The sequence below is a fragment of the Flavobacterium sp. genome, from assembly GCF_043779715.1.
Classification (GTDB): domain Bacteria; phylum Bacteroidota; class Bacteroidia; order Flavobacteriales; family Flavobacteriaceae; genus Flavobacterium.
Genome location: NZ_JAYWDT010000060.1, coordinates 20,807 through 47,571 on the forward strand (window position 1 = coordinate 20,807; position 26,765 = coordinate 47,571).

Consider the following 26,765-nt stretch of genomic DNA (forward strand, 5'->3'; position numbering starts at 1 on the left):
TTAAAACTAAAATGCCTCACAAATCGTGAGGCATTTTTTATTAGTAAAGATTATATTTTAGTTTTAATCAGTTTTCTAACACCTTCTGATTGTCCAAATTCTAGGCTTTCTAAAAAAGGATAAGTAGTTTCTGGAAAACTTACCCAAGGATTAACACCTAAATAAAGCTCTTTCATATTAATAAAATTTACAATTTCTGGAGGAAGAGTTTTAATTAAATTTCCGTCTAAATCTAACAATGTTAAGTTAGTTAACTTACAAAGTTCGACAGGAAATTTTCTAATTTGATTTTTTTCTAAATTTAGAATTTTTAGATTTATTAGGTTTCCAAGTTCTATAGGAACAACTTGTATCAAATTCCCTTTCAGGTTAATAATTGTCAATTCAGACAAACTACCAACTTCCGAAGGCAAGACTCCAACATTATTTTTTTCTAAATTTAAAACCTTTAGTTTAGATAAAGCGCCTATTTCTAAAGGGATTTCCGTTATTTTGTTATCAAATAAAATAAGTTCAGTTAAGTTTCTTAGATTGCCAATTTCGACAGGAAGAGCTTCGATTTTATTATTACTTAAGTTGAGTTTTTTTAGTTTTGATAATTTTCCAATATAGGGAGAAATAACTTCCATTTTATTTTTTTGAAACTCTAACCTTTCTAAACTGGTTACTTTACCAAGTTCGATAGGGAATTTTAAAAACAAATTATTGTTGATATATAGTTCCCTCAATTTAGTTAGTTTCCCAATTTCAAAAGGCAACGACTGAAGATTATTATAGTTTATCCACAGTTTTTCAATGTTTACAAATCGACCAATTTCGACAGGAAGTTTCGTGAGATTTCGGTTGTTTAAATTAAGCTCTTTGTATTTTTCGGGATTTGGCGCGTTCATGATTTCGGTCATAGAACGACTTTCTGCTTCTTGCGCATTTACAGAAAAAGCTACGCAACCAAACAACACTAATAAAAGTACATTTTTTAGGGTTTTCATATTTCACTAAATTTGGGATTACAAAAATAGTAATCTTTAGATAAGATTCTGAAAATGGGACAGTTATTTAATAAAAAAGATTAAAAAAACCAGCTCGCCACAAAAATAGCCGTAATCACACAAATTAAATCCACTAAAAGCATCGTTCCTAGGGCATAACGAGTGTTTTTAATATTTACTGAACCAAAATAAACTGCTATTACATAAAAAGTACTTTCGGCACTACATTGAAAAATACTACTCAATCTTGCCGTTAAGGAATCCGCACCAAAAGTATTCATCGAGTCAATCAAAAACCCACGCGACCCCGCAGAGCTAAAGGGACGAAGTAATGCAACTGGTAAGGCATCCGTAATTTGCTTACTTACTCCCATATTAGAAAAAATGAAAGCGATCCAATTGCTAATAATTTCAAATAAACCACTGTTTCTAAACAAAGAAATAGCAACTAACATACCCATTACATAAGGAAAAATAGTTACTCCAGTTTTTACACCATTATTTGCTCCTACTACAAAAGAGTCAAACACAGTTGTACTTGCGGCAGAAAATTTCTTCTCATTTATAAATGAAAAAATCAAGGTAAAAGCAATAATTCCAATTAATATTAAAGCAGAAAGATTAGAGGTAAAATAGTTTTTTCCAATTAAATCCAAATGATTTACATACATCAACAAACCAACAATTCCAGCTATTAATGTCATCAATACAATAACCAAAGAAGCACTTTTGAAATTAATTTTTTGTTTAACTCCAACAATTAAAAAGGCTGCAATCGTACCAATAAATGAAGTGATAATACAAGGCAACATCACATCAGCAGGATTGCTTGCATTAGCAGCAGCACGGTATCCTATAATAGAAGTAGCGATTAAAGTAAGACCTGAAGCATGCAGACACATGAACATAATTTGTGCATCACTGGCTTTGTCTTTCTCTGGATTTATTTCTTGTAAACTCTCCATGGCTTTTAGACCAAAAGGAGTTGCAGCAGAATCTAATCCTAAGAAATTGGCAGCAAAATTCAAGGTCATATAGGATATCGACGGATGGTTTTTTGGGATACTGGGAAACACTTTTACAAAAACTGGACTCAATGCTTTAGCTAATTTTCCAGAGGCTCCGGAAATGATTAAAAGCTCCATTAATCCACAGAAAAAAGCCAAATAAGCAATAAGCGGAATAATTAAATCTAACAAAGTACTTTTACATGTTGGCAATAAACCATCTGATTTTTGAATACCACTATATATTTTTACCGTTTTACTTTTATAAACGTAAGTCGTATCGGCGTTTATCGTATCACGATTTATCACCATGGTCATCTCAGGTGCTTTTTCGATACTGTCTTTTACAAATTTTGGAATTTGGTTTAAGTATTTTTCAGATATTAAAATGGGATCATCTTTTTTCCCGTTCAAAACATAATCAATTGTGTAACTGTTACCAGCAAACAAACTGAACACAACAAATACAATTGAAGAAATAAAAATAGTTAACCAAAATCTACTCAATACCATAATTTTGTTTTTTGTAAATGTAATAAATCAATGTCAATTGCAATAATCAATTACAATGACAATAATTTAAATATTAAACGTGAATAATCTCTTCTTCAATTAATAAATCTTCTCTTCGCAATCGTAAGAAAATCTGAGCAACAGCAATGGTGTCTTTTTCACAATAAGTTACAATTCGGTCAATGTCTTTTTCTACATAAAAAACATGACCTACTTGCGAACCATCAATATCTCCTTTTGGAGAAGGGATTCCTAACACTTTACACATCAATTTCAAAGAAGTGAAATGTTTATAATCGCCAAATTTCCATAATTCTAAAGTGTCTAAATGCGGAATTTCCCAAGGTTTTTTCCCAAATAAATTCAACTTGTTTGGAATCGAAATTTGATTGATAATCATGCGTCGAGCAATAAACGGAATGTCGAATTCCTTTGCATTATGACCACATAAAACATGTTGCGGTTGGTTGAAATGATTGTTTAATAAATTAATAAAATCGTGTAAAATTTTCTTTTCTTCACCAAAAAACGAAGTCACTCTAAAGTTTCGAATATCTCGTTTTATCGTAAAATAACCCACAGAAATACAAATAATTTTTCCAAACTCAGCCCAAATTCCTGCTCTATCATAAAATTCTTCACCCGAAAAATCCTCTTTGCGCTGGTATTGTGTTTTTAGCTCCCAAAGTTGTTTCATTTCATCATCAAGCGAATTGAAATTTTCTTCTTCAGGAACGGTTTCTATATCTAGGAAAAGTATGTTGTTGAGGTTTATTTTTTCAATCATAATTTAGACTTCTTAGATTTTCAGACATACTTAATTTGAATTGTTAAATCTGAAATTTTTAAAAATCTAAGATAGTCTAAATTTCTTACAATCTAAAAGGTCTAGCCTAAAATAAACTTTGCTGATTTGTTGGATTTTCGTGTTCTAACAACCATTTTTTGCGCCACAAACCGCCAGCATAACCAGTAAGCGAACCATCGGTTCCAATGACGCGATGACACGGAACAACAATCCAAAGTGGGTTTTTGCCATTTGCCGATGCTGCTGCACGAATCACTTTTGGGTCACCTAATTTTTTAGCTAAATCGAGATAAGACATAGTTTTCCCGAAAGGAATATTGCCTAATTCCTGCCAAACTTTTTGTTGAAAATCGGTTCCTTTGGGATTGAGCTTAAAAGTAAAATCAGTTCTTTTTCCGTCGAAATAGTCGCGGAGTTGATTTACGGCTTCTTCTAGTTCTAAAGGAATTTCAATAGAAATTTCTCCTTCAGATAAAACAGAAATCACAGCAATTCCGTTTTCGTCTCCTTCTATTTTTGTAATGCCTAATGGCGAATTTATAAAGACTGTATTCATGCTCTAAATATAATGATTTTAAACAAAAAAATCATCCGAAGATGATTTGATTTTATTTCGAAAAACTTAGAATATAAGTTTCCAAACCTTTCAATTCTTCGTCAGTCATTGATTTTGTGATAGCAAAATTTGTTTTCATTACCTCATATTGACTAGGATCTACAAGCGGATTTGCATCGTTTTTTAAGAAATCGATGATATTCCCATTTTTAGCTTTATAAATTTTTGCAATGTCTTGAATACTTGGGCCAATAATTTTTTGATCGACTTGATGACAAGCTACACAATTTCCTTTCCCTTCAAATAATTCTTTCCCAAGTTCTGATGAAGATTGATTTTTGGGACTAGTTTCTTCTGTTTCTTGATTTTTACAACCTAGCAATAGAAAAAAGCAACTCAATAAAAATAATTTCTTCATTATTATTGATTTAAAAGTATTGCTGCTTCTTTAGCAAAATAAGTAGAAATTAAACTCGCTCCAGCTCTTTTGATACACATTAATTGTTCCATCATGACTTTGTCGTGGTCGAGCCAACCTCTTTCGGAAGCAGCTTTTATCATGGCATATTCTCCCGAAACATGGAAAACAGTTACCGGAACATTCACGGCATTTTTAACTTCACGAACGATGTCTAAATAGGCGATCCCTGGTTTTACCATCACCATATCGGCACCTTCTTCAACATCCATTAATGCTTCTTTGATGGCTTCGATGCGATTGGCATAATCCATTTGATAGGTTTTTTTGTCTTTCGGAATTTCAGCATTATCAACAGGTGCACTGTCTAATGCATCACGAAATGGCCCGTAAAATGCCGAAGCATATTTAGCCGAATAACTCATAATTCCCACATTATGAAAGCCAGCAGTATCTAAACCTTGACGCAAACGCAATACACGTCCGTCCATCATGTCGGAAGGCGCAACAAAATCGGCTCCAGCCTGAGCATGAGAAACTGCCATTTTTACTAACGCTTCATTGGTTGCATCATTGGCAATATCACCATTTGCAATAATTCCGTCGTGACCGTAAATAGAATATGGATCTAAAGCCACATCTGGCATAACAATCATTTCTGGACAAGCAGTTTTGATGGCTTTGATGGCTCTTTGCATCAATCCATCAGGATTCCAGGCTTCTTTTCCTGTATTGTCTTTTAGAGATTCATCAACTTTTACATAAATGTTTACTGCACGAATTCCCAAAGCGAATATTTCTTTCACTTCTTCGACTGTTAAATCGATAGAACGACGATAAATTCCAAACATGGAAGGGATTTCTACTTTTACGTTTTCACCTTCTGTAATAAACATTGGAAACATAAAATCTTGTGGACTTAATGTTGTTTCGCGAACTAATGAACGAATACTTTCGTTTACTCGTAATCTTCTGCCTCTTTGTAATGGAAACATAGTAAATGATGATTTATAATTAATAATGGATGATTAAATCCAATCAATTGGTTTTTCTAATACTTTGATTAATTTTTCTTCTTCGCTTCCAACTTCTGGATGATAGTCATAATGCCATTGCACATGTGGAGGTAAACTCATTAATATACTTTCGATTCTTCCATTGGTTTTTAGTCCGAAAAGTGTGCCTTTATCGTGAACCAAATTAAATTCGACATAACGACCACGACGAATTTCTTGCCAAGTTCTTTGTTCAGGAGTATACGGTAAATCTTTTCTTTTCTCTAAAATTGGAGCATAAGCATCAACGAAACTATTTCCAACTTCGGTTACAAAATTGTACCAATCTTCCATAGACATATCTTCTGTCTTTTTGCAATAATCAAAAAATAATCCGCCAATGCCTCGCGCTTCGTTTCGGTGCGCGTTCCAAAAATATTCATCACATTGTTTTTTATATTTTGGATAAAAGGCTGAGTTATGTTTGTCGCAAGCTGTTTTACACGTTTGATGAAAATGAATCGCATCTTCTTCAAACAAGTAATAAGGCGTGAGATCTTGTCCGCCGCCAAACCACGAATTGATTACGTTTCCGTTTTCGTCATACATTTCGAAATAACGCCAGTTAGCATGAACTGTTGGCGCCATTGGATTTTTTGGATGAATGACTAAACTTAATCCGCAAGCAAAGAAATCTGCTTCGCCAACTTTAAACATTTTTTGCATGGCTTCAGGCAATTTACCATGAACTGCCGAAATGTTTACACCACCTTTTTCGATAACATTTCCGTTTTCTATCACACGAGTTCTTCCTCCACCGCCTTCAGGACGTTCCCAAATGTCTTCACGAAATTTTGCTTTTCCTTCAACGGATTCTAATCCTTTACAGATTTGGTCTTGAAGGTTTTCTATGTAAGTGTAAAATTTATTTTTCATCTTTAATATAATCTGATTTCAGCAACCCAAAATAAATAATATCTTCTAGGATTCCTTCGTTACTTTTGAATTCCTCACGCAAAATCCCTTCCTGAATAAAACCTTGTTTTAAAGCGATTCTTTGACTTCCAAAATTAATTTTTGAAGTGCAGATAAAAATTTTATTCATAAATAATTCTTTAAAACAAATAGTAATAACATCTAAAACTGCTTTTGAAATGATTCCTTTTCCTTCGAAATCTTTGTCAATAAAATAGGCTAATTCGCATTTAGAAATATTGAAATCTATTTTTTTAATACAGATATATCCTATTAAATCATTAATTTCTAAATTTCTGATATAGAAATAATAACCCGTTTTTTGTTTCTCGATTTGAATATTATTAGTAATAAATTTTGCTGTTTTTTCTAAATCGATACAATTTGAAACAGTAACTGGAAATGTTTTACCTATATGATTTCTATTTCTATCAATCAAATTAAAAAATTCTTCGGCAAGAATATTTTCTATTTTTTCGAGTTTCCAGTTAGTGAATTTCATTTTTGTTATTGATTATATTCTTTCACCGCATCAACAAATGCTTTGGCGTGATCTACAGGAATATTTGGCAAAATACCGTGACCTAGATTTACGATGTATTTGTCTTTACCGAATTCATTAATCATTTCATGTACCATTTTTTTAATCACAGGAATTGGCGAAAGCAAACGACTTGGATCAAAATTACCTTGTAATGTGATGTTTCCACCAGACAAATATCTTGCGTTTCGTGGCGAACAAGTCCAATCTACACCAAGTGCCGATGCTTTACTTTTTCCCATATCGCCAAGAGCAAACCAACATCCTTTTCCGAAAACAATAACAGGTGTAATATCTGCCAATGCTTCGACGATTTGATTGATGTATTTCCACGAGAATTCCTGATAATCTACTGGGGATAACATACCGCCCCAAGAATCGAAAATCTGAATAGCATTACAACCAGCTTTCACTTTTTCTATTAAATATGCGATTGTTGTATCTGTAATTTTTTGCAATAAAACGTGCGCTGCTTCTGGATGTGTGAAGCAAAATCCTTTGGCTTTATCAAAACTTTTAGACCCTTGTCCTTCAACGGCATAGCACATAATTGTCCATGGTGAACCCGCAAAACCAATTAGCGGAACTTCATCATTTAGCATTTGTTTGGTCAGTTTTATAGCATCAAAAACATAACCCAATGTTTCGTGAACATCTGGAACAATGACTCTTTCTACATCTTGAATTGTACGAATAGGATTTGGTAAAAATGGACCAACATTTTCTTTCATTAACACTTCAATTCCCATGGCTTGTGGCACGACCAAAATATCTGAAAATAAAATGGCGGCATCTGGAGCAATTCTACGAATAGGTTGCACGGTGATTTCGGCTGCTAATTCTGGGGTTTGACAACGGGTAAAGAAATCATATTTGTCACGCAAAGCGATAAATTCCGGTAAATATCTTCCTGCTTGACGCATCATCCAAACTGGTGGACGTTGAACGGTTTCTCCTTTTAATGCTTTTAGAAATAAGTCGTTTTTAATCATTTTTTTATTGTTAGACCTGACCAGGTTTATTTATTATTTATATTCGTTAATACATTCTTCAATCACATCTTCGATAGTTGGGTTTTCGGCAATGATGATGTTTTTTGTAATTTTTTGTAAGGCTTCTGCGGTGGTTTCTCCAATGCAAAAACACGTTTCTTTTTTGATTGTGTTGTCTTTCAAATAACTTTCTACTCCGGATGGACTAAAAAACAATAGAACTTCTACGGTATCTTTTATTTTTTGAGGCGTGAGAGTTGTTTCGTAAACTTTAATCTCATTAAAATCTACTCCTGCTTCTTTTAAAGTTTGAGGCAACATTTCTCTACGTAAGTTTCCGCTGAAAAAAGTAAAGCTGTCACTGCTGTGAATTAAGGTAATGATTTCGGATAAATCGGAAGCGTAACCTGTGTAAACATCGACATTAAAACCATTTTCAGATAATAAAATTTTTGTTTTTAATCCAACACAAAAAACAGGTTTTGTTTTTAGTTCTTCACATTTTGGATGTTGCAAAATGCTGTGAACGGCATTTTGACTGGTAAAAATTAAATTGTCTTTAATGTTTTTTAAATCAAAATCTTGGTGTTCTGTTTTAATAAAATCAGCTTCAATGACATTAAAATCGGCGTTTACCAAGGCTTCTTTCTGAATGTTTGACAGTATTTTTGTAGATAATATTTTGATTTGAGCACTCATTATTTTTTTAGTTTTTCTTTTATCGATTCCATCAATTTTATACCGCCGTTTTCAAAAATTTCTTGAGCAGCGTGATAGCCTAGTTTTTTCCATTCTTGGATTTCGACTATTTTATTCACTTCTATTTTCTCACTTCCGTCTAAAGAAAATAAAACTCCTTGAAAATGGATTGTTTCATCTTTTTCGTTAAATTCTGCAAAAGCTCCAATTGGCGCAGTACAACCCCCTTCTAAAGTTCGTAAAAACTGACGTTCGATATAGGTTGTTATTTCAGTTTCAACATGATTAAGTTGTGCTAAAGCATCTAAACAATAACTGTCATTTCCCATAGCAACAACCATCATTGCTCCTTGTGCTGGCGCGGGAATCATCCAATCTAGATTGATATAATTTTCCGGTTTTAAGTTTATTCTTTCTAAACCTGCAGCGGCAAAAACTGCTCCATTCCAATTGTTATCTTTCAGTTTTTGCATTCGTGTGTTTACATTGCCGCGCAAATCGACAACAGTATGATTCGGGTATTTGTGCAACCATTGGGCTTGTCTTCGCAAACTTCCGGTTGCTATTGTTGCATCACTATCAAGAAAATCGAGATTATTATTATATACTAAAATATCTTTTTCATTGGCTCTTTCTAAAACGGCTGCTTGCACGATTCCTTGTGGTAGAGCGGTTGGAACGTCTTTCATAGAATGCACAGCAATATCAATATCACCATTTATCATAGCTATATCGAGTGTTTTTGTGAAAATTCCCGTTATTCCGAGTTCGTAAAGTGGTTTGTCGAGAATAATATCTCCTTGAGATTTTACAGCTACAATTTTTGTTTTATAGCCTAAATCATTTAACATTTTCTCGACATGATGTGCTTGCCAAAGTGCTAATTCACTATCACGAGTTCCTATGCGAATTATTTTAGTCATTATTTGGCTTTTTCTATTTGGAAAACTTTCTGAATCCAATCGATGCTTTCGTCGACCATTGTTTCTTCGTCTTTGAGATGATTGGCAAAATGATTGGTTATCTTTTGAATAATACGATTACTAATGAGTTCCGCTTGTTCTTCATCGAAATTTGATAATTTTTTTCTTTGAAAGGTCAGCTCTTTTTCTTTAATCGTATTTAATTTTGCTTTGAGTGCATGAATTGTCGGAGCATATTTTCGACCGTTCATCCAAGCTGTAAATTCGTCTTTTATTTCTTCGATAATGGCTTCGGCAGCAGGAATGTGCTGCTTTCTGTTCTCGAGAGTTTCATCGGTAATTTGAGATAAATCATCTAAATGCACGAGTGTTACATTTTCTAATTCATTCACATTAATATTTACATTTTTCGGAATCGATAAATCTAAAATCAATAATGGTTTTTTAAGATTTAAAATAGCTTTGTCTATTGTTGGATTTTGTGCGCCAGTGGCTACAACGAGAACATCTGCTTTTTGTAATTCGATATGTAAATCGGCATAATCTTTTACAATCAAATTAAGTTTTCCAGCTAATTTTTCTGCTTTATCTTTCGTTCGATTTATTAAAGTTATATGCTCGTTTTTAGAATGTTTTACTAAATTTTCGCAAGTATTTCTTCCTATTTTCCCTGTACCAAAAAGCAAAATATTTTTTTCGCCAATATTTTCTACATTTTTCATAATGTATTGAACCGATGCAAACGAAACTGAAGTTGCTCCCGATGAAATTTCGGTATCTGTTTTTATTCTTTTACTGGCCTGAATGACTGCATTTACCAATCTTTCCATAAAAGAATTGGCAAGATCTAAAGCTTTACTCTCTGTAAAGGCAATTTTTATTTGGCTAATAATTTCGAAATCACCAAGAATCTGACTGTCTAAACCAGTTCCCACTTTAAACAAATGAGAAATGGCTTCTTGATTTTTATATACGTAAGCCACTTTCTGAAAATCCTCAACTGTTCCTTTCGAGTTCTCGCAAAGTAATTTAATAAGTTGAAACGGATGTTGGGCAAAACCGTAAATTTCGGTTCTGTTGCAGGTCGAAGTAACGATTAGACTTTCTATTCCTTCGATTTTTGCTTGTTGTAATAAGTTCGATTTAGATTGTGCATCAATACTAAATTTACCACGCATCTCGGCATCAGCTTTTTTGTAATTTAGGCCAATGGCATAAAAAGAAGTGTGCTTCGAAATTGTATTGTTCTCCATAATTGTCACTTCATTCAAAAAGTTACACAAAAGTATTATTATACAATTTATAAAAGTAACGCTAGAAGGTCAATTTGTGTCGCTATGAGAATTTTACTTTAAAAAATAGATTTTTATCGTTATTTCTCTTATTTTTGTATTAAAATCAAGGCATATGAAATTATTTATTTAGAACAATTCTAAATAAATAAAATATAATTTCATCAAAAACTAATAAAAAAACATCGCTATGAGTTCACCTGAAGAAATAAAGATTGATGATGATTTTATTTTAATTCGTTTTCAGAATGACACAGATGAGATGATTTCCTTTGAACGTCAGGTAAATAACGGGTTGATTCAGTTTCATTTCGGATTAAAAGGCAATGCAAAATTTATCTTCAATCAAGGAAATTACACTTTAGACTTGAAAGAAGAAAAGTCATTGTTGTTTTATAACCCACAAAAAGAATTGCCGTTGCACCTAGAAATTGGACCAAAATCATGGTTGATTTCTATATTAGTTTCTATCAGAAAGTTTCATGGTTTATTTTCTACTGATACCGAGCATATTCCGTTTTTGAGTGATGAAAATAGAGACAAAAAATATTATGGCGAAGAAAACATTTCTCCATCAATGGCAATTGTTTTAAATCAAATGTTTCATTACAATTTGAATCCATCAATAAAAAATCTGTATTATAAAGGAAAAGGTTACGAGTTGTTGAGTTTATTTTTTAACCGTTCCGAAGATCCAAATGCCGAGCAATGTCCGTTTTTGATTGATGAAGAAAATGTTTTAAAAATAAAAAAAGCCAAAGAAATTATTATTGCTAATATGGCTGAACCGCCAGGATTACAAGAATTAGCTGATGAAATTGGTTTAAATTTAAAGAAACTAAAAATGGGTTTCAAGCAAATATATGGCGATACGGTTTATGGTTTTTTGTTTGATTACAAAATGGAACAAGCTCGAAAATTATTAGATTCTGGCTCGTATAATGTAAATGAAGTTGGGTTAAAAATCGGTTACAGCACAGGCAGTCATTTTATAGCTGCTTTCAAGAAAAAGTTTGCCACAACACCAAAAAAATATTTATTAGAAAAAAGTTTATAAAAAGATGAAAGGAGTTTTATTAGTAAATCTAGGTTCGCCAGAAAGCCCAACAGCAAAAGATGTTAAGCCATATTTAGATGAATTTTTGATGGACAAATACGTGATTGATGTTCCGTATTTACTAAGAGCATTATTAGTTCGTGGGATTATTTTAAGAAAAAGACCTGAAAAATCGGCCGAAGCGTATGCTAAAATTTGGACACCCGAAGGTTCGCCGCTTATTGTGATTTCGAAAAAAATGCACAAAAAAGTTCAAGCTCTAACAGACGTTCCTGTTTCCTTAGCGATGCGTTACGGAACAATGACAATCCTAAAAGGCTTGCAAGAGCTAAAGGATAAAGGAGTTACCGACGTGATGCTTTTTCCATTGTATCCGCAACATGCAATGGCGTCTACAACAACAATTTTAGTTTTGGCAGAAGAACTTCGCAAGAAACATTTTCCTGAAATGAAGTTTACAATAGTTCCCGCTTTTTATAATAAACCAGATTATACAAAAGCTTTAGCTAATTCCATAAAAAAACATTTAGGCAGTTACGATTACGATCATTTATTATTTTCTTATCATGGAATTCCAGAACGTCATATTCGCAAGACTGATATTACCAAATCACATTGTAAAATAGATGGTTCATGTTGCAACACACCATCTCCAGCACACGAGTTTTGTTACCGCCATCAGTGTTATGAAACCACAAAACAGGTTGTGAAATTGTTGGAAATTCCCGAAGGAAAATACAGCCAGACTTTTCAATCACGATTGGCGGGCGACAAATGGTTAGAGCCTTACACTGATATTGAAATTAATAAAATGCCTGAAAAAGGCATCAAAAAATTAGCCGTTGTAACACCAGCTTTCGTATCCGATTGTCTAGAAACATTAGAGGAAATTGCTATGGAAGCCGATCATCAGTTTAAAGAACATGGCGGTGAAGAATTTCTAGCAATTCCTTGTATGAATGATGGAGATGAATGGTGTGATGTTGTGGCGAATTGGGTTAAGGATTTTAAGAAAAAAGACTAAAAAATTTAACAATGGAAATTTACAACTACATAAAATCACTACACTTAATTTTCGTAATCACTTGGTTTGTAGGATTGTTTAATATTGTTCGCTTCTTTGTATATCAAATTGAAGCTAATGAAAAACCTTCGCCTGACCGTGAAATTTTGCTTGCTCAATTCAAAATAATGACTTACCGTTTGTGGTATATTATCACTTGGCCAAGTGCAATTTTAGCAACATTTTTTGCTGTTTGGTTATTAATTTTGATGCCAGCTTGGTTGCAAATGCCTTGGATGCACGTAAAGCTTGGCTTTGTTTTCCTTTTGTTTTTATACCATTTAAAATGTCATCAAATTTATAATCAATTGCAAAAAGACGAATTCAAATATTCCTCAAACTTTATGCGTTTGTGGAATGAAGGCGCCACATTAATCTTGTTTGCTATTGTTTTTTTAGTAATTTTAAAAAATGCTTTCAACTGGATTTATGGTGTAATTGGAATCTTTTTATTTTCGATAATAATCATGCTGGGATTTAAGTTTTACAAACGAATAAGAGAAAAAAATCAATAAATGAATTCCATTTTTAAAGTTAAAAGTTGGTCATTGCGTGTAAGAATCTTTTTATCGATGATTCTTATTACCCTGATATCTTCTATTTTAATTGCAGGAGTTTCGTTAATTCATTTTCAAATTGAAAGTAAAGAATACAACCAAGAATTACTCATAAATAAAGAAAATCAGATAAAACAACACCTTCAGTACGTGTTAGCAATCACACCACATCCTTTAACTACGTTTAATATTCCATCGATATTTAAAGATAAAATTTTCGAAATTTCAGACATTCATAATATCGAAATAGATATGTATGATTTAAACGGAAGATTACTGACAACTTCGAATGCACCAATGATTCAAGGGCAAATCTCTCCAAACATTTCGGATTCGATTCTTACTAAAGTGAAGCAATCTAAAAAAAACAGGTATGTAGATATTGCTGAAAGCAAAGGGAATAAATTTCAATTTTCGTATAGTTATTTAATGGATTATGTCGAAAACAATCCTATTGGAATCATAAGACTTCCATATAAAGAAGACAATACATTTTACCAAAAAGAGATAGAAAAATTCCTAACCATTTTCGGATTCGTATATCTTGGCATGTTCATTATTTCTATCTGGATTGCCTTATATTTATCTCGATATATTACCAAATCTTTAGAAACAATTTCTAATAGATTAACCAAAACCAGTCTAACCGAAAAAAATAAGAAAATAGAATTGGTTAGCAACAGTTACGAAATAGATAAATTGGTTAAATCATATAACAATATGATTGATGAACTAGAAGAAAGTGCCAACAAATTAGCACAAAGCGAACGAGAAGGTGCTTGGCGAGAAATGGCAAAACAAGTGGCGCACGAGATTAAAAACCCGCTAACTCCTATGCGACTAACGGTACAGAGTTATCAGCGAAAATTTGATCCTTTAGATCCAAACGTAAGCCAAAAACTAAATGATTATTCGAAAACAATAATTCAGCAAATAGACACGATGAGTGCCGTAGCTTCAGCATTTTCTAACTTTGCATCGATGCCAGCACAACAAAATGAAACTATAAATGTGGTCGATGTGGTCAAATTATCACTAGATATTTTTAATGAAGATTTTATTGAATTTAATTCGAGCTCAGCCGAAATTATTACTAAAATAGACAGAACACAACTCATAAGAATTATTACAAATTTGGTTAAAAATGCCTCACAAGCTATTCCCGAAGAACAAGAAATTAAGAAAATTTTGGTTTCGGTAAATAAAGAAGCTAACAACGCTATAATTACTGTAAAAGACAACGGAAAAGGAATAGCGATTGCCGATTTCGATCGAATTTTTGAACCAAAATTTACCACAAAATCTAGTGGAATGGGATTAGGTTTAGGAATTATAAAAAATATTATCGAAAATTATTATGGAACAATTACTTTTGACTCTAAAATAAATAAAGGAACAACATTTACAGTATCATTACCCATAACAAACCAATAAATCATGGCATTAGAAAACATCATCATCGAACACGAAAAAGGAATAGCAACCATTTTTATAAACCGTCCAGAAAAATTAAATGCTCTGAATAAAGCTACGATTCAGGAGTTGCACGAAACATTGAAATTAGCAAATAAAAATCCAGAAATTAAAGTGCTAATTATCACGGGAAGTGGCGAAAAAGCATTTGTAGCTGGAGCCGATATTTCAGAATTTGCTCATTTCTCAGATAAAGAAGGTGCAATGTTGGCAGCTAAAGGACAAGAAATCTTATTCGATTTTATCGAAAACATGAAAACACCAGTCATTGCAGCAATCAATGGGTTTGCATTAGGTGGCGGATTAGAATTGGCTATGGCTTGTCATTTTCGTATCGCTTCGGATAATGCAAAAATGGGATTACCAGAAACTTCGTTAGGCGTAATTCCTGGTTACGGAGGCACACAGCGTTTGCCACAATTAGTTGGTAAAGGACGCGCTATGGAAATGATTATGACCGCAGGAATGATTGATGCTCTAACTGCAAAAGCATACGGATTAGTAAACGATGTTGTCCCACAAGCGGATTTATATGCTACTTATAATCAAATTGCAAATAAAATCATGAGAAATTCGCCAGTCGCTATTTCTAAAGCGATTGAGGCGATAAATGCCAATTACAAAGACGGTACAAATGGTTTTGATGTAGAAATTAAAGCTTTCGGTGAATGCTTTGCTACCGATGATTTTAAAGAAGGAACGACTGCATTTTTAGAAAAAAGAAGAGCGGTATTTACAGGAAAATAAAATGTGTAGGATTTTTCTCTTTTGTAAATATCATTTCATTATAATAATTTGATATCATATTATTATAAAAAGATAACTAATGAAAAAGTTAACCATATAAGGCATAGAAGAACATATAAGTATGCTTTTCATTCTAACTTAAATGACCTTATATGACTTATATAGTAAAAACTAGATATTTTTTGTTTTAGAATAAATACTGACAAACTTACCGTTCTCCATTCCATTCCATATAAAATTGCTCAAGAAAGGTTTCCATATAAAGGTGACGTTCTTGGGCAATTTTTTTACCAGTTTCGGTATTCATTTTATCTTTCAACAAAAGTAATTTTTCATAAAAATGATTCAACGTTGGCGATTCAGAATTTTTGTATTCTTCTTTACTCATTGTAAGATTTGGAAGAATTTCAGGATTATATAACTGACGATTTTTGAAACCACCATAATTGAAAGTCCTTGCAATTCCTATCGCTCCAATAGCATCTAATCTGTCAGCATCTTGAACAATTTCGAATTCTTTTGACGTAAATTTCTTATCGAAATTCCCGCCTTTGAAAGAAATATTTTTAATAATATTAATCACATGAATAATTATTTCTTCAGAAACACCTTCGGATTCTAGGAATTCTCTAGCAACTTTTGGACCAACGGTTTCGTCGCCATTATGAAATTTACTATCTGCAATATCGTGTAATAATGCGCCAAGTTTTACAACAATTTCATTACACTTTTCGGTTGAAGCAATTAGAATTGCATTCTTATAAACCCGTTCTATATGAAACCAGTCGTGTCCGCCTTCGGCATTTTTGAGTTTTTGTTTTACGAACTGAATGGTTTTGTTTATTAAATCTGGATTGCTCATTTTTGTGTTTTATTATTAAAAAAATGTTGATTTCTAAAGACAAACTTCAAAAATCAACATTCGTTAATTTTAAATCAAAAATCTAAATTCTGGCAGGTTCTACCCATTTAAAAATTTGAGATTCAGCAGGAATGATTAATCTTTCAGAAATTTTTGCCATTCTTGCAGGCAATTTCATCAGATAATCACGTGCTTTTTCGGCTTCGTCAGTAAGACCCGAAAGTTTTTCTATTTCCCATTTTTCGATGAGTTTTTGCATAATATCTACATAATCCGAAGCTGTGTAAACGCCAATTCGTTGCGCAGAATCAGAAAAATTCAAGAATGCCGAACTTATTTTTTCTCCAGATTCACGAAGAAATTGAGCCGGCATTACAATTTTTTGTTTCATCATATAATTGAAAGCCAAAAGCATTTCGCTTGGATCTACTTTAAAAATTTGAGTTACAAATTCTGAATAAGCGTGATGATGACGCATTTCGTCGCCAGCAATCATTTTGCATATTTTAGCTAATTTATTGTCACCATATTGTTTGGCAATCTGCGAAACTCTGTTGTGAGAAATATAGGTTGCTAATTCCTGAAAACTAGTATAAACAAAGTTTTTGTAAGGATCACGACCTGTCCCAATATCGAAACCATCGGCAATAAGATGTTGTGTAGTCATTTCTATCTCACGCATGTTTACGCGACCAGATAAATACAAGTATTTGTTTAGTAAATCTCCATGACGGTTTTCTTCACCAGTCCAATGGCGAACCCATTTAGACCAACCATTGTTTTCTACTTGCCCTACACCATCTACGTCCATAAGCCATGATTCGTAGGTTGGCAAAGCTTCTTCGGTAATTGTATCTCCTACAAGAGTTACCCAGAAATCATAAGGTAAATCTTTTGCGATTTCGCGTAATTCTTTTACTTCTTCAAAGAAAGTTTCACTTTCAGAATTGGGTAAAAAATCGGTTGGTTGCCATATTTTTTCCACAGGAATTAAATATTGGTCAACAAATCCGTCAATTTTATTTTCTAAAAATTGCATAACTTCTAGACGTATGTTTTTTGTAGACATTATAATTTTAGATTTTAGATTTTAGATTTTAGATTTCTCCTAAATCATTAAATCTAGTTATATTTTTATTGATTCAATTATGGTATTTTCTGTTTTTGTCATTAATTCTTCAAACGAAAAATCTTTTACAGCAATGGCTTCGTGTATTATAAATTGTAATTTATTTCCCAATCCCATCGGAAAACTTCCAAATTTAACCATTTTCCAAGAATTATTTATAGTTATTGGGACAATATAAGCAGATGGAGCATATTTACACAACATTTTGAGTCCACTTTCTGAAAATTTCTTAGGTTCTCCAGTTTTGCTTCTGGTTCCTTCTGGGAAAATTACTGCCGAACGTTTGTTTTTTTCGATATATTTTGACAATTGACCAATGGCTGAAATGGCTTGTTTAGGGTCTTTTCTATCAATAAGAACCGAACCACCGTGTCGCAAATTGAAAGAAACACTCGGAACACCTTTTCCCAATTCTTTTTTGCTCACAAATTTTGCATGAAAACGGCGTAAAAACCAAATTACAGCAATGATATCATATAAACTCTGGTGATTTGCAACAAAAATAATAGGAACATTTTTAGGAATCGAATCTTTGTTTTCGAAATGATAAGTTGTTCCTAAAAGATTAGTACATTTTACCAAACAAAAGTTCAAATAATCGACACTTTTTTTATGTGCTTGATAACCAAAAATATTCAAACAAATCCATTGTATGGGATGAAAAATAAGCAAACAACTTATAAAAAAAAGATAGTATATAACGGATATTGGATAAGATATAAATTTTTCCATTTTATTAGAAATTTTCGTCAAAGATACTTTTTTAAATAAAAAAACCACGTCGAGACGTGGTTAGATTTATTGCTTTTTAATTAACAAAATTCTGCGTAAGCGTCTTTTAAATTTTCAGCAATTAGTTCTGCCGGACGACCTTCAATATGATGACGCTCTAACATGTGAACCAATTCGCCATCTTTAAACAAAGCCATACAAGGCGATGATGGAGGGAAAGGGAACATGTGTTTGCGAGCTGCATCTACCGCATCTTTGTCTACACCTGCAAAAACAGTAATTAACTGACTAGGTTTTTTTGCTCCGTCTAAACTCATTTTTGCTCCCGGACGCGCATTTCTTGCTGCACAACCACAAACTGAATTTACAACTACAAGCGTAGTCCCTTCTTTTGCTAAAGCAGCTTCTACTGCTTCGACACTATATAAATCTTGAAAACCAGCATCTGATAATTCAGCACGCATTGGTTTTACCATTTCTTCTGGATACATAATTTTTGTATTAAAAATATTATTGAGTTGCAAAGTTACAAAGTTTGCAAGGAAGTAATAGAGAAGTTAATAGTTTTTTAACTATCGACTAAGAATTTTAAGCATTCATGAGTTCTTGAAACAAATTTACAAATTGTCCGACATGATAACCATCCATTAATCCGTGGTGAACGTGAACAGACATCGACATGGTTTTCTTGCCATTTTCAATCATCATTTTTCCAAAAGAAATTTTCGGGCAACTATCAGGAAAAGTGAAACTTCGTGCATGAGAAAACGAAGTAAAATTGAGCCACGGTAATGCTGAAAAATGTATTAAATTTTCTTCAAAATCTCGAGTAATAAGTCCTGTTGTGTTTTGTATTCTGGCAATTTCTGTTTTAGTAATTTCGGCAAAATCGTTTATATTATTCGAATATTCCATTAACGAAAAACCAAAAGTTTTATCTTCACGCATAATGGTTGCAGAAGCATCAATGGTATCGAAAATGTAAATTTCATCGTTAATTATTCGATAGCGAAAATTCTCGATAGCATTTACAGCGAGTAATGTTTTGTGTAAGTAAAAGGTAAAAAATGAAATGTCTAATTCTTTGGATTTATCGTAAGCATTCGTACAATCGATGGTCGTTGTGATGCCAAAAAAAGGTTCTTCCATTTGTTTGAAAAACAAGAAATGCTCCTTTCGGTTCCAAGTATTTAAGTTTAGTTTTTGTTTCATTTTTTGAAAATTACTTCAATAAAATAGGCAAAACATCAGTAATTTTTTCTAATGTTTTAAAATTTGGATGTTCTACTTTATGACTAATTTTTTCGTGTTCCCAAGTGGTATGAAAAGGAATGTGAACGGCATAACCTCCAATTCCCAAAACGGGTAAAACATCACTTTTTAAAGAATTTCCTATCATAAAAAACTCATCTGCATTTATTTCTAAACGCGTTAATAATTTCTGATAATTTATTTCTTGTTTGTCGGCCATGACTTCAATATGGTGAAAATAATGCCCCAAACCCGAACGATGCAACTTGCTTTGTTGGTCTTTTAAGTCACCTTTTGTCGCCACAATAAGCTTATATTTTCCGCTTAAAGCTTCTAAAGTTTCTTCAACTCCGTCTAACAATTCGATTGGTTTTTGTAATAATTCTTTTCCAAGATCTATTATTTTTTCGATAATTTCTATCGAAATAGTGTTGTTAGAGATTTTCATTGCTGCTTCAATCATCGACAGAATATAACCTTTTATTCCGTAACCATACAAATCTAAATTCTCGATTTCTACTTTAAACAATTCTTGAGATAATCCTTGATGTGACAAATAATCTTCCATCAAAGCACAGAATTTGTGTTCCGTTTCTTGAAAATAAGGTTCATTGACGAATAATGTGTCGTCGGCATCGAAAGCGATTACTTTTAGGTTCATGGTTGTTTTTTTCTAATTAATACCTTCTCCATTTCCAACTCCAGCAACATCAGGATTTACAAAAGCTAGTTTTCCGTTAGGTAAATTGGTCATCAAAATCATACCTTGGCTTTCTACACCGCGCAAAGCTCTTGGAGCAAGATTCACTAAAACAGTGACTTGTTTCCCTATGATTTCTTCTGGCGAAAAACTTTCGGCAATTCCAGAAACAATTGTACGAACATCGATTCCAGTGTCTATTTTTAGTACTAACAATTTGTTTGCTTTTGGCATTTTTTCAGCTTCGATAATTGTTCCTACACGCAAATCCATTTTGGCAAAATCATCATATTGGATTAGTTCTTTTTGTGGTTCAGCTTTTTTGTTTTCGGCAATATTAGCAGTTTTTGTAGCTTCCAATTTGTCTATTTGTTTTTGTATTTGTTCGTCTTCTATTTGTGCAAACAATATTTCTCCTTCGCCAATTTTGTGTCCTGAAAGAATCAAATCTAAATTTGTAGCAACATCATTCCAATTTAATTGAGATTCCTCCTTCGTCGGAATGACAAGAATACGTGATAATTTCTCAGCAGTAAATGGCAAGAAAGGCTCACATAAAACACGCAAAGCTGTTGCGATTTGCAAAGCCACATACATTTGAGTTTTTACACGTTCTGGATCAGTTTTTACCATTTTCCATGGCTCTTCGTCAGCTAAATATTTGTTTCCTAAACGAGCCACATTCATTAATTCACCCAAAGCTTCACGGAAACGGTATCTTTCTATTGAGCTAGAAATTACAGCAGGATAAGCTTTCAATTCGGTTAGCGTTGCTTCATCTACTTCCGAAAATTGGTTAGGTGTTGGTACAACTCCTTCGTAATATTTATTGGTTAAAACCACCACACGATTGATAAAGTTTCCAAAAATGGCAGCCAATTCGTTATTATTTCTCGCTTGGAAATCTTTCCAAGTAAAATCGTTGTCTTTACTTTCGGGCGCATTGGCGGTAAGCGCATAACGTAAAACATCTTGCTGATTCGGGAAATCTTCTAAATATTCGTGTAACCAAACTGCCCAGTTTTTTGAAGTCGATAATTTATTTCCTTCTAAATTCAGGAATTCATTGGCAGGAACATTGTCTGGCAAAATATAACTTCCTTCCGCTTTTAGCATCGCAGGAAAAATAATACAGTGAAAAACAATATTGTCTTTTCCTATAAAATGTACCAGTTTTGTATCTTCATTTTTCCAATATGGTTCCCAATCTTTCCCTTCACGAGCCGCCCATTCTTTGGTCGCAGAAATGTAACCAATAGGCGCATCGAACCAAACATATAATTTTTTTCCTTCGGCACCAGCCACAGGAACATCTATTCCCCAATCTAAATCACGAGTAACGGCACGAGGTTCTAATCCGCCATCAATCCAAGATTTTACTTGACCGTAAACATTAGGTTTCCAATCATTTTTGTGACCTTCAAGAATCCATTTAGTTAAAAAATCTGAATAACGATCTAAAGGCAAAAACCAGTGTTTCGTAGATTTCATAATCGGAGTTTCGCCAGTAATGGTCGATTTTGGATTAATTAAATCCGTAGCATTTAAGGTTGACCCGCATTTTTCGCATTGGTCACCATAAGCTTCTTCGTTACCACATTTTGGACAAGTTCCTACCACAAAACGATCGGCAAGAAACTGATCCGCTTTGGCATCATACAATTGCTCCGTCACTTCTTCGATAAAATCACCTTTGTCATACAATTTCTTGAAAAATTCCGAAGCGGTATCGTGATGAATTTTCGCTGAAGTTCTAGAATAATTATCGAACGAAATTCCGAAATCGATAAATGATTTACGGATAATCCCATCGTATTTATCAATCACTTCCTGAGGCGTAATGCCTTCTTTTTTGGCTTTCATAGAGATTGCTACACCGTGTTCGTCGCTTCCGCACATAAATGCCACGTCTTTTCCTTGCAATCTCAAATAACGTGAATAAATGTCTGAAGGCACATAAACACCCGCTAAATGCCCAATGTGAATAGGTCCGTTTGTATAAGGCAAAGCTGCCGTAATCGTATATCTTTTAGGATTCTGAATCATAATCAATTAAAAATTAAAAATTACGAATTAAAAATTATAATTCGCCATTATAAAATGATTGCAAAAATAAGTTTTTTTAGAGCTATTTCCAGCTATCCGTTACAATCTTTTGCTTTTTAAAGAAAAAAGCAAAAGGATTTTCACTTCTATCTGGGCTAGGGCATTCCGTTTCAATTCAAAAATCTGTGTAAATCAGCAATATCCGTTTCATCCGTGTGTCAATAAATAAATAACTTTTATACATTTGTAATAAGCAGATAAAAAATGAAAAAAGCATTTGTACTATTTTTACTTTTCACCATTTCAAACATTCATTCTCAAACCAAAATGATAACACCACCGTACTTAAAAAAAGGCGATACCATTGCTATAGTTGCTACCGCTCGTAAAAACATAGATGATAATTTAAAATTCGCAAAAGATTTACTCACCAATTGGGGATTGAATGTAAAAGTAGGAAGCACAATCGGACTGGATTTAAATCAATTGGCAGGAACCGACGAGCAACGCGCAGCCGATTTTCAAAATCAAATGGATAACGAAAACATCAAAGCCATTTGGTGTGTTCGTGGCGGTTACGGAACAGTGAGAATGATAGATTTGTTAGATTTTACAAAATTTAAAGAAAATCCAAAATGGATAATTGGTTTTAGCGACGTAACGGTTTTGCATAATCATCTCAATACGATGGGTTATAAATCTATTCACGGAATAATGCCTGTAAGCTCAAAAGCCACTAAAGAAGCCAAAGAAACTTTGCGAATTGCCTTATTTGGCGACAAGTTAGAATACGATATTTTGCCACATTCTATGAATCGTTTTGGGAAAGCTTCGGGAGAATTAGTAGGAGGGAACTTGTCTATTTTGTATAGTTTGATGGGTTCTAAATCCGCAATAAACTGTGATGATAAAATTCTTTTTATGGAAGATTTAGACGAATATTTGTATCATATCGACCGAATGATGATGAACTTGCAACGCAATGGTTGTCTAGAAAGCATCAAAGGAATTATTGTAGGTTCGATGACAAAAATGAAAGACAATGATATTCCTTGGGGAAAAGATGCTTTGCAAATTATTGAAGATGTGACTAAGAAATATAATATTCCTATTATTTATAATTTTCCGGCAGGACATATTCAAGACAATCGCGCCTTGATTATGGGAAGTAAAATTTCGATTGATGTGAATAGTGAATGTAGTAAAGTATTTTTCGAATAGACTTGCTTAGATATTTAGACTTACTTAGACTTCTTAGAAAGTTAGATTAAGTCTAAGTCGTCTAACCAATCTAATAATCTAAGTCGTCTATAAAATGGCAGAACACAACGATCTCGGAAAACTAGGCGAAGAACTTTCGGTCGAATTTCTTCAAAAAAATGGTTACACAATTCTGGAAACCAACTGGACTTTCCAGAAAGCAGAAATTGATATTATTGCCCAAAAAGACAACGTTTTAGTCATTATTGAAGTTAAAACGCGTTCATCAATAGATTTTGGTTCGCCTCAAGATTTTGTAAAACCAGCTAAAATTCAGCTTTTAGTCAAAGCGGTTAATGAATATGTGATTTCGAACGATTTAGATTTAGAAATTCGTTTCGATATTATTGCGGTTTATAAAGAAGGAAAAGAATTTAAAATCGAACATTTGGAAGATGCTTTTTATCATTTTTAATTACGGCGCAGGATTTGGAATTAATTCCTGAATTTTATTTATTTCAGCTAAAACAGCATCGGTTAACATTATATCGAAAGCATTAATATTTTCTTCTAATTGGTCGATGCTCGTTGCGCCAATAATAGTTGAAGTTACAAATTGCTGATGATTTACAAATGCAATAGCTAATTCAGTTAATGTCAACCCGTAATCGTTGGCTAAATCTTGATACATTTTTGTTACTTTATAGCAATTTTCATTGGTATATCGAACAAAATTTGGGAACAATCCAAGACGAGAATTGGCTTGAATTCCGGTTAGATATTTCCCAGTTAAAAAACCAAAACCCAAAGGAGAATAAGCTAGTAATCCCACATTTTCACGCATGCAAATTTCGGACAAACCTACTTCGAACAAACGATTTAATAAAGAATATGGATTTTGAATCGTAGCGATTTTTGGCAAATTATGTTTCTCACTTTCGTTTAAAAATTTCATAACTCCCCAAGAATTTTCGTTAGAAACACCAATGTGTTTTATTTTACCTTCTTTTATCAATCCATCAAAAATGTTTAAAACATCAAAAATGGAATCTTTCCATTGTTCGTCTATTTTAGAAACGCCTCGTTGTCCGAACATGTTCATAATTCTTTCTGGCCAATGCATTTGGTACAAATCGATATAATCAGTCTGAAGATTTTTTAAACTTAAATTGACAGCATCGTGTATGTTTTTTTTAGAAAAATCTAACGGTTCACGTATGTAACCCATGCCTCGATTTGGGCCAGCAATTTTTGTAGCTAAAACTATGTTCTCTCTTTTGCTTTGACCAATTTTTTGAATCCAAGAACCTATATGACGTTCCGTACTTCCAAAAATATGCTCGTTTCCTCCTATTGGATACATTTCGGCAGTATCGATAAAATTGATTCCTTTTTCTACGGCAAAATCTAACTGTGAATGGGCTTCATTTTCGGTATTTTGATTGCCAAAAGTCATGGTGCCAAGGCAAATAGTACTAACTTTTAGATTTGTGTTGGGAAGTGTGGTGTATTTCATTTTTTTCGGAGGTGAAAAGGTTCGGAGGTGAAAAGGTTTTTTTAAAAAGGCGCTGAGGTTCTAAGGCTCAAAGGTACAAAGGTTTTTAAAACTAAAAAAGGTTCAACATTGAATAAAGAACAGCGAATTTTGAAAAAAGAAAAGGCTCTAAGAAAACCTTAGAACCTTTGTATCTTAGAGTCTTTGTGCCTTTAAATGTCATTCAACATTTTAGAAATTTCGTCTAATTTTGGAGTCAAAATAATTTCGATTCTTCTGTTTTTTGATTTGCCTTCTGGTGTGTCATTACTCATTAATGGTGAGAATTCTCCACGACCAGCTGCAGTAAGATTTTGCTTGTTTACTTTGGCATTTTCACTAATAATATTTACAATCGACGTCGCTCTTTTTGTAGATAAATCCCAGTTGTTTTCTATTTGACCAACTGCTCCGCCAAACTTATCATTATCGGTATGGCCTTCTATCAGAACCGAAATGTCTGGATTATCGCCTAAAACTTTCCCTACAGCTACAACCGCTTTTTTCCCTTCAGCACCAACCGCCCAACTTCCAGATTCGAAAAGCAATTTATTTTCCATAGAAACATATACTTTTCCGTCTTTTTGCTGCACAGTAAGCCCTTTTCCTTCAAACGCTTTTAGCGATTTAGATAAGGTTTCTTTTAGTTTTTTCATCGAAGCTTCTTTAGCAGCAATCATTGCTTCGAGTTCGTTTACTCTGTCAGAACGGTCTTTAAAATCGGTACTTAATTTTGCTAAACGTGATTTTTCGGCAGCTAGTGCTTTTTCTTTTGCTTCCAATTGTGCTAGTAAATCACGGTTTTTGTCCATGTTTGCTTTTAGCGATTCGTCGCTATTTTTCTCTAAAGCATTGTATGAACTTTGCAATGTTTTTAAGTTATTACTTGATGCAGTATAATCGGCAGCGAGTTTATCTCTTTCTGCTTTTAGTTTGTCAAGTTCTGTTTTTAGTGTTCCGTTGTCTAATTCAAACTGATTCTTAGCAGTCTTTAAACCTTCATTTTCGTCAGAAAGTGCGTTGCGTTCTTTTTTTAATTCAGCAAATTTTGTTTCTAAATCAGCATATATTTTTTTAGAAACACATGAAGTTGTTATGGCTAATACCAATAATCCTAAGGAAATTTTCTTTATCATTATTTTAAATTTATTTATTTTTATTATTTTCAAATATTCTGTAACCTAAAACAACAGAAATAGTTTTAAATTTAGTGTTAAAAGGATTATCATTTTTAATACTATGTGCGTATCTAAATTCAAAACTATACTTTTTATTATAATTGTATCCTAATCCCAAATTATAACTTGTAAGTGAATCTATTGTAAGTTCTTCTTGTTTTGTATTGTTTCTAAGTTTAGAATTTAGTTTAGGATTAAAAAGGTAACTAACATTTAGAAAAAGTTTTGATGATTCATTAATATACATATAATGTCTAAGACCTAATGCTAAGTCTAAAGCTGTATAACTTGCAAACCAGTCTTGAGTGTATGCAAATGCACTTTGACCAACAACAACCGTCTTGGAAGCCTCATATTTTGTTTTGTAAGTTGGTTCAAAATACATAGCCCATTTGTTATTATTATACGGAAATACATATTCAACCTCAAAACCAATTCCGTATATGTTTTTATTCCCAAAATCTACATTAGGGATTGATTGAGATGGGGTTCTTCCTTCTAGTGACAGAGAAGATGAGTTTGCAGAAA

The 26,765-nt window shown here is 33.1% G+C and carries 29 protein-coding genes; 7 read left to right on the forward strand and 22 right to left on the reverse strand.

Going from position 1 to position 26,765, the window contains the following annotated elements:
• Positions 1 to 50 precede the first annotated feature (50 nt).
• From ACH2BG_RS02920 to hemA, 12 genes are all read right to left on the reverse strand, one after another.
• Positions 51 to 989 carry a leucine-rich repeat domain-containing protein gene (locus ACH2BG_RS02920; protein ID WP_395046237.1) on the reverse strand — a complete coding sequence of 313 codons (939 nt, stop codon included), beginning with the start codon at positions 987 to 989 and terminating at the stop codon, positions 51 to 53.
• Positions 990 to 1,069: 80 nt separating this feature from the next.
• Positions 1,070 to 2,509: a nucleoside recognition domain-containing protein gene (locus ACH2BG_RS02925; RefSeq protein ID WP_395046238.1), complete on the reverse strand. Its 1,440-nt coding sequence runs from the start codon at positions 2,507 to 2,509 to the stop codon at positions 1,070 to 1,072.
• A 73-nt stretch (positions 2,510 to 2,582) separates the two neighbouring features.
• A complete protein-coding gene (locus ACH2BG_RS02930; RefSeq protein WP_395046239.1) occupies positions 2,583 to 3,296 on the reverse strand; it encodes a 3'-5' exonuclease in 714 nt (237 codons plus the stop codon).
• A 106-nt stretch (positions 3,297 to 3,402) separates the two neighbouring features.
• Positions 3,403 to 3,873, reverse strand: coding sequence for a methylated-DNA--[protein]-cysteine S-methyltransferase (locus ACH2BG_RS02935; protein WP_395046240.1), 471 nt, complete (start codon positions 3,871 to 3,873; stop codon positions 3,403 to 3,405).
• 52 nt (positions 3,874 to 3,925) lie between these two features.
• The gene (locus ACH2BG_RS02940) at positions 3,926 to 4,291 is read right to left on the reverse strand and encodes a c-type cytochrome (protein WP_395046241.1); all 366 of its coding nucleotides are present in this window, start codon (positions 4,289 to 4,291) and stop codon (positions 3,926 to 3,928) included.
• Between the two features lie 2 nt (positions 4,292 to 4,293).
• The gene (gene hemB, locus ACH2BG_RS02945) at positions 4,294 to 5,286 is read right to left on the reverse strand and encodes a porphobilinogen synthase (RefSeq protein WP_395046242.1); all 993 of its coding nucleotides are present in this window, start codon (positions 5,284 to 5,286) and stop codon (positions 4,294 to 4,296) included.
• A gap of 33 nt (positions 5,287 to 5,319) precedes the next feature.
• Entirely contained in the window at positions 5,320 to 6,222 is a 903-nt protein-coding gene (gene hemF, locus ACH2BG_RS02950) for an oxygen-dependent coproporphyrinogen oxidase (protein ID WP_395046243.1), read from the reverse strand.
• On the reverse strand, positions 6,212 to 6,763 hold the full coding sequence (locus tag ACH2BG_RS02955) for a GNAT family N-acetyltransferase (RefSeq protein ID WP_395046244.1): 552 nt from the start codon (positions 6,761 to 6,763) through the stop codon (positions 6,212 to 6,214). The genes hemF and ACH2BG_RS02955 overlap by 11 nt, the downstream gene beginning before the upstream one ends.
• Positions 6,764 to 6,768: 5 nt before the next feature.
• Positions 6,769 to 7,794 carry a uroporphyrinogen decarboxylase gene (gene hemE / locus ACH2BG_RS02960; protein WP_395046245.1) on the reverse strand — a complete coding sequence of 342 codons (1,026 nt, stop codon included), beginning with the start codon at positions 7,792 to 7,794 and terminating at the stop codon, positions 6,769 to 6,771.
• Between the two features lie 33 nt (positions 7,795 to 7,827).
• The gene (locus tag ACH2BG_RS02965; RefSeq protein ID WP_395046246.1) at positions 7,828 to 8,493 is read right to left on the reverse strand and encodes a uroporphyrinogen-III synthase; all 666 of its coding nucleotides are present in this window, start codon (positions 8,491 to 8,493) and stop codon (positions 7,828 to 7,830) included.
• Entirely contained in the window at positions 8,493 to 9,416 is a 924-nt protein-coding gene (gene hemC, locus ACH2BG_RS02970) for a hydroxymethylbilane synthase (RefSeq protein ID WP_395046247.1), read from the reverse strand. The genes ACH2BG_RS02965 and hemC overlap by 1 nt, the downstream gene beginning before the upstream one ends.
• A complete protein-coding gene (gene hemA, locus ACH2BG_RS02975) occupies positions 9,416 to 10,669 on the reverse strand; it encodes a glutamyl-tRNA reductase (protein WP_395046248.1) in 1,254 nt (417 codons plus the stop codon). Before hemA ends, hemC begins: the two co-directional genes overlap by 1 nt.
• Positions 10,670 to 10,898: 229 nt before the next feature.
• On the opposite strand from hemA, the gene ACH2BG_RS02980 reads away from it, so the two are divergent.
• The 5 genes from ACH2BG_RS02980 to ACH2BG_RS03000 are packed head-to-tail and all read left to right on the forward strand — an operon-like array spanning position 10,899 to position 15,605.
• Positions 10,899 to 11,765 (forward strand): helix-turn-helix transcriptional regulator, encoded by an 867-nt coding sequence (locus tag ACH2BG_RS02980; RefSeq protein WP_395046249.1) that lies wholly within the window; start codon positions 10,899 to 10,901, stop codon positions 11,763 to 11,765.
• A 4-nt stretch (positions 11,766 to 11,769) separates the two neighbouring features.
• Positions 11,770 to 12,789 carry a ferrochelatase gene (gene hemH / locus ACH2BG_RS02985; protein WP_395046250.1) on the forward strand — a complete coding sequence of 340 codons (1,020 nt, stop codon included), beginning with the start codon at positions 11,770 to 11,772 and terminating at the stop codon, positions 12,787 to 12,789.
• Between the two features lie 11 nt (positions 12,790 to 12,800).
• Positions 12,801 to 13,343: a CopD family protein gene (locus ACH2BG_RS02990; protein WP_395046251.1), complete on the forward strand. Its 543-nt coding sequence runs from the start codon at positions 12,801 to 12,803 to the stop codon at positions 13,341 to 13,343.
• The gene (locus ACH2BG_RS02995) at positions 13,344 to 14,819 is read left to right on the forward strand and encodes an ATP-binding protein (protein WP_395046252.1); all 1,476 of its coding nucleotides are present in this window, start codon (positions 13,344 to 13,346) and stop codon (positions 14,817 to 14,819) included.
• Positions 14,820 to 14,822: 3 nt separating this feature from the next.
• Positions 14,823 to 15,605, forward strand: a complete 783-nt coding sequence (locus ACH2BG_RS03000) for an enoyl-CoA hydratase/isomerase family protein (protein ID WP_395046253.1) — start codon at positions 14,823 to 14,825, stop codon at positions 15,603 to 15,605.
• 208 nt (positions 15,606 to 15,813) lie between these two features.
• Here ACH2BG_RS03000 and ACH2BG_RS03005 read toward each other — a convergent pair whose 3' ends face one another.
• From ACH2BG_RS03005 to metG, 7 genes are all read right to left on the reverse strand, one after another.
• On the reverse strand, positions 15,814 to 16,467 hold the full coding sequence (locus ACH2BG_RS03005) for an HD domain-containing protein (RefSeq protein WP_395046254.1): 654 nt from the start codon (positions 16,465 to 16,467) through the stop codon (positions 15,814 to 15,816).
• Between the two features lie 82 nt (positions 16,468 to 16,549).
• Entirely contained in the window at positions 16,550 to 17,536 is a 987-nt protein-coding gene (locus ACH2BG_RS03010) for an acyl-ACP desaturase (protein ID WP_395046255.1), read from the reverse strand.
• Positions 17,537 to 17,593: 57 nt separating this feature from the next.
• A complete protein-coding gene (locus tag ACH2BG_RS03015) occupies positions 17,594 to 18,328 on the reverse strand; it encodes a lysophospholipid acyltransferase family protein (protein ID WP_395046256.1) in 735 nt (244 codons plus the stop codon).
• A gap of 80 nt (positions 18,329 to 18,408) precedes the next feature.
• Positions 18,409 to 18,819, reverse strand: a complete 411-nt coding sequence (locus ACH2BG_RS03020; protein WP_395046257.1) for a BrxA/BrxB family bacilliredoxin — start codon at positions 18,817 to 18,819, stop codon at positions 18,409 to 18,411.
• A gap of 97 nt (positions 18,820 to 18,916) precedes the next feature.
• On the reverse strand, positions 18,917 to 19,540 hold the full coding sequence (locus ACH2BG_RS03025; RefSeq protein WP_395046258.1) for a CatA-like O-acetyltransferase: 624 nt from the start codon (positions 19,538 to 19,540) through the stop codon (positions 18,917 to 18,919).
• Positions 19,541 to 19,550: 10 nt separating this feature from the next.
• The gene (locus ACH2BG_RS03030) at positions 19,551 to 20,240 is read right to left on the reverse strand and encodes an HAD family hydrolase (protein WP_395046259.1); all 690 of its coding nucleotides are present in this window, start codon (positions 20,238 to 20,240) and stop codon (positions 19,551 to 19,553) included.
• 12 nt (positions 20,241 to 20,252) lie between these two features.
• The gene (gene metG, locus ACH2BG_RS03035) at positions 20,253 to 22,325 is read right to left on the reverse strand and encodes a methionine--tRNA ligase (protein ID WP_395046260.1); all 2,073 of its coding nucleotides are present in this window, start codon (positions 22,323 to 22,325) and stop codon (positions 20,253 to 20,255) included.
• A 327-nt stretch (positions 22,326 to 22,652) separates the two neighbouring features.
• On the opposite strand from metG, the gene ACH2BG_RS03040 reads away from it, so the two are divergent.
• Positions 22,653 to 23,546 (forward strand): LD-carboxypeptidase, encoded by an 894-nt coding sequence (locus ACH2BG_RS03040; protein ID WP_395046266.1) that lies wholly within the window; start codon positions 22,653 to 22,655, stop codon positions 23,544 to 23,546.
• A 94-nt stretch (positions 23,547 to 23,640) separates the two neighbouring features.
• Positions 23,641 to 24,000: a YraN family protein gene (locus ACH2BG_RS03045; RefSeq protein WP_395046261.1), complete on the forward strand. Its 360-nt coding sequence runs from the start codon at positions 23,641 to 23,643 to the stop codon at positions 23,998 to 24,000.
• On the opposite strand, the gene ACH2BG_RS03050 is transcribed toward ACH2BG_RS03045, so the two are convergent.
• The 3 genes from ACH2BG_RS03050 to ACH2BG_RS03060 form a co-directional block, all read right to left on the reverse strand.
• Entirely contained in the window at positions 24,001 to 25,041 is a 1,041-nt protein-coding gene (locus tag ACH2BG_RS03050) for an aldo/keto reductase (RefSeq protein WP_395046262.1), read from the reverse strand.
• Between the two features lie 191 nt (positions 25,042 to 25,232).
• A complete protein-coding gene (locus tag ACH2BG_RS03055; RefSeq protein ID WP_395046263.1) occupies positions 25,233 to 26,195 on the reverse strand; it encodes an OmpA family protein in 963 nt (320 codons plus the stop codon).
• A 10-nt stretch (positions 26,196 to 26,205) separates the two neighbouring features.
• A partial coding sequence (locus ACH2BG_RS03060; RefSeq protein WP_395046264.1) for an outer membrane beta-barrel protein occupies positions 26,206 to 26,765 on the reverse strand: 560 nt, incomplete at its 5' end.

Bases quoted from the DNA above. Each gene is read 5' to 3' on its own strand.
- ACH2BG_RS03030 (WP_395046259.1), bottom strand. From the start codon at position 20,240: ATGAACCTAAAAGTAATCGCTTTCGATGCCGACGACACATTATTCGTC.
- hemA (WP_395046248.1), bottom strand. From the start codon at position 10,669: ATGGAGAACAATACAATTTCGAAGCACACTTCTTTTTATGCCATTGGC.
- ACH2BG_RS02965 (WP_395046246.1), bottom strand. From the start codon at position 8,493: ATGAGTGCTCAAATCAAAATATTATCTACAAAAATACTGTCAAACATT.
- ACH2BG_RS03015 (WP_395046256.1), bottom strand. From the start codon at position 18,328: ATGGAAAAATTTATATCTTATCCAATATCCGTTATATACTATCTTTTT.
- ACH2BG_RS03010 (WP_395046255.1), bottom strand. From the start codon at position 17,536: ATGTCTACAAAAAACATACGTCTAGAAGTTATGCAATTTTTAGAAAAT.
- ACH2BG_RS02995 (WP_395046252.1), top strand. From the start codon at position 13,344: ATGAATTCCATTTTTAAAGTTAAAAGTTGGTCATTGCGTGTAAGAATC.
- ACH2BG_RS03020 (WP_395046257.1), bottom strand. From the start codon at position 18,819: ATGTATCCAGAAGAAATGGTAAAACCAATGCGTGCTGAATTATCAGAT.
- metG (WP_395046260.1), bottom strand. From the start codon at position 22,325: ATGATTCAGAATCCTAAAAGATATACGATTACGGCAGCTTTGCCTTAT.
- hemH (WP_395046250.1), top strand. From the start codon at position 11,770: ATGAAAGGAGTTTTATTAGTAAATCTAGGTTCGCCAGAAAGCCCAACA.
- ACH2BG_RS03055 (WP_395046263.1), bottom strand. From the start codon at position 26,195: ATGATAAAGAAAATTTCCTTAGGATTATTGGTATTAGCCATAACAACT.
- ACH2BG_RS02955 (WP_395046244.1), bottom strand. From the start codon at position 6,763: ATGAAATTCACTAACTGGAAACTCGAAAAAATAGAAAATATTCTTGCC.
- ACH2BG_RS03005 (WP_395046254.1), bottom strand. From the start codon at position 16,467: ATGAGCAATCCAGATTTAATAAACAAAACCATTCAGTTCGTAAAACAA.
- ACH2BG_RS02925 (WP_395046238.1), bottom strand. From the start codon at position 2,509: ATGGTATTGAGTAGATTTTGGTTAACTATTTTTATTTCTTCAATTGTA.
- ACH2BG_RS02920 (WP_395046237.1), bottom strand. From the start codon at position 989: ATGAAAACCCTAAAAAATGTACTTTTATTAGTGTTGTTTGGTTGCGTA.
- ACH2BG_RS03045 (WP_395046261.1), top strand. From the start codon at position 23,641: ATGGCAGAACACAACGATCTCGGAAAACTAGGCGAAGAACTTTCGGTC.
- hemC (WP_395046247.1), bottom strand. From the start codon at position 9,416: ATGACTAAAATAATTCGCATAGGAACTCGTGATAGTGAATTAGCACTT.
- hemB (WP_395046242.1), bottom strand. From the start codon at position 5,286: ATGTTTCCATTACAAAGAGGCAGAAGATTACGAGTAAACGAAAGTATT.
- hemE (WP_395046245.1), bottom strand. From the start codon at position 7,794: ATGATTAAAAACGACTTATTTCTAAAAGCATTAAAAGGAGAAACCGTT.
- ACH2BG_RS03000 (WP_395046253.1), top strand. From the start codon at position 14,823: ATGGCATTAGAAAACATCATCATCGAACACGAAAAAGGAATAGCAACC.
- ACH2BG_RS02980 (WP_395046249.1), top strand. From the start codon at position 10,899: ATGAGTTCACCTGAAGAAATAAAGATTGATGATGATTTTATTTTAATT.
- ACH2BG_RS02935 (WP_395046240.1), bottom strand. From the start codon at position 3,873: ATGAATACAGTCTTTATAAATTCGCCATTAGGCATTACAAAAATAGAA.
- ACH2BG_RS03050 (WP_395046262.1), bottom strand. From the start codon at position 25,041: ATGAAATACACCACACTTCCCAACACAAATCTAAAAGTTAGTACTATT.
- hemF (WP_395046243.1), bottom strand. From the start codon at position 6,222: ATGAAAAATAAATTTTACACTTACATAGAAAACCTTCAAGACCAAATC.
- ACH2BG_RS03040 (WP_395046266.1), top strand. From the start codon at position 22,653: ATGATAACACCACCGTACTTAAAAAAAGGCGATACCATTGCTATAGTT.
- ACH2BG_RS02990 (WP_395046251.1), top strand. From the start codon at position 12,801: ATGGAAATTTACAACTACATAAAATCACTACACTTAATTTTCGTAATC.
- ACH2BG_RS02940 (WP_395046241.1), bottom strand. From the start codon at position 4,291: ATGAAGAAATTATTTTTATTGAGTTGCTTTTTTCTATTGCTAGGTTGT.
- ACH2BG_RS02930 (WP_395046239.1), bottom strand. From the start codon at position 3,296: ATGATTGAAAAAATAAACCTCAACAACATACTTTTCCTAGATATAGAA.
- ACH2BG_RS03025 (WP_395046258.1), bottom strand. From the start codon at position 19,540: ATGAAACAAAAACTAAACTTAAATACTTGGAACCGAAAGGAGCATTTC.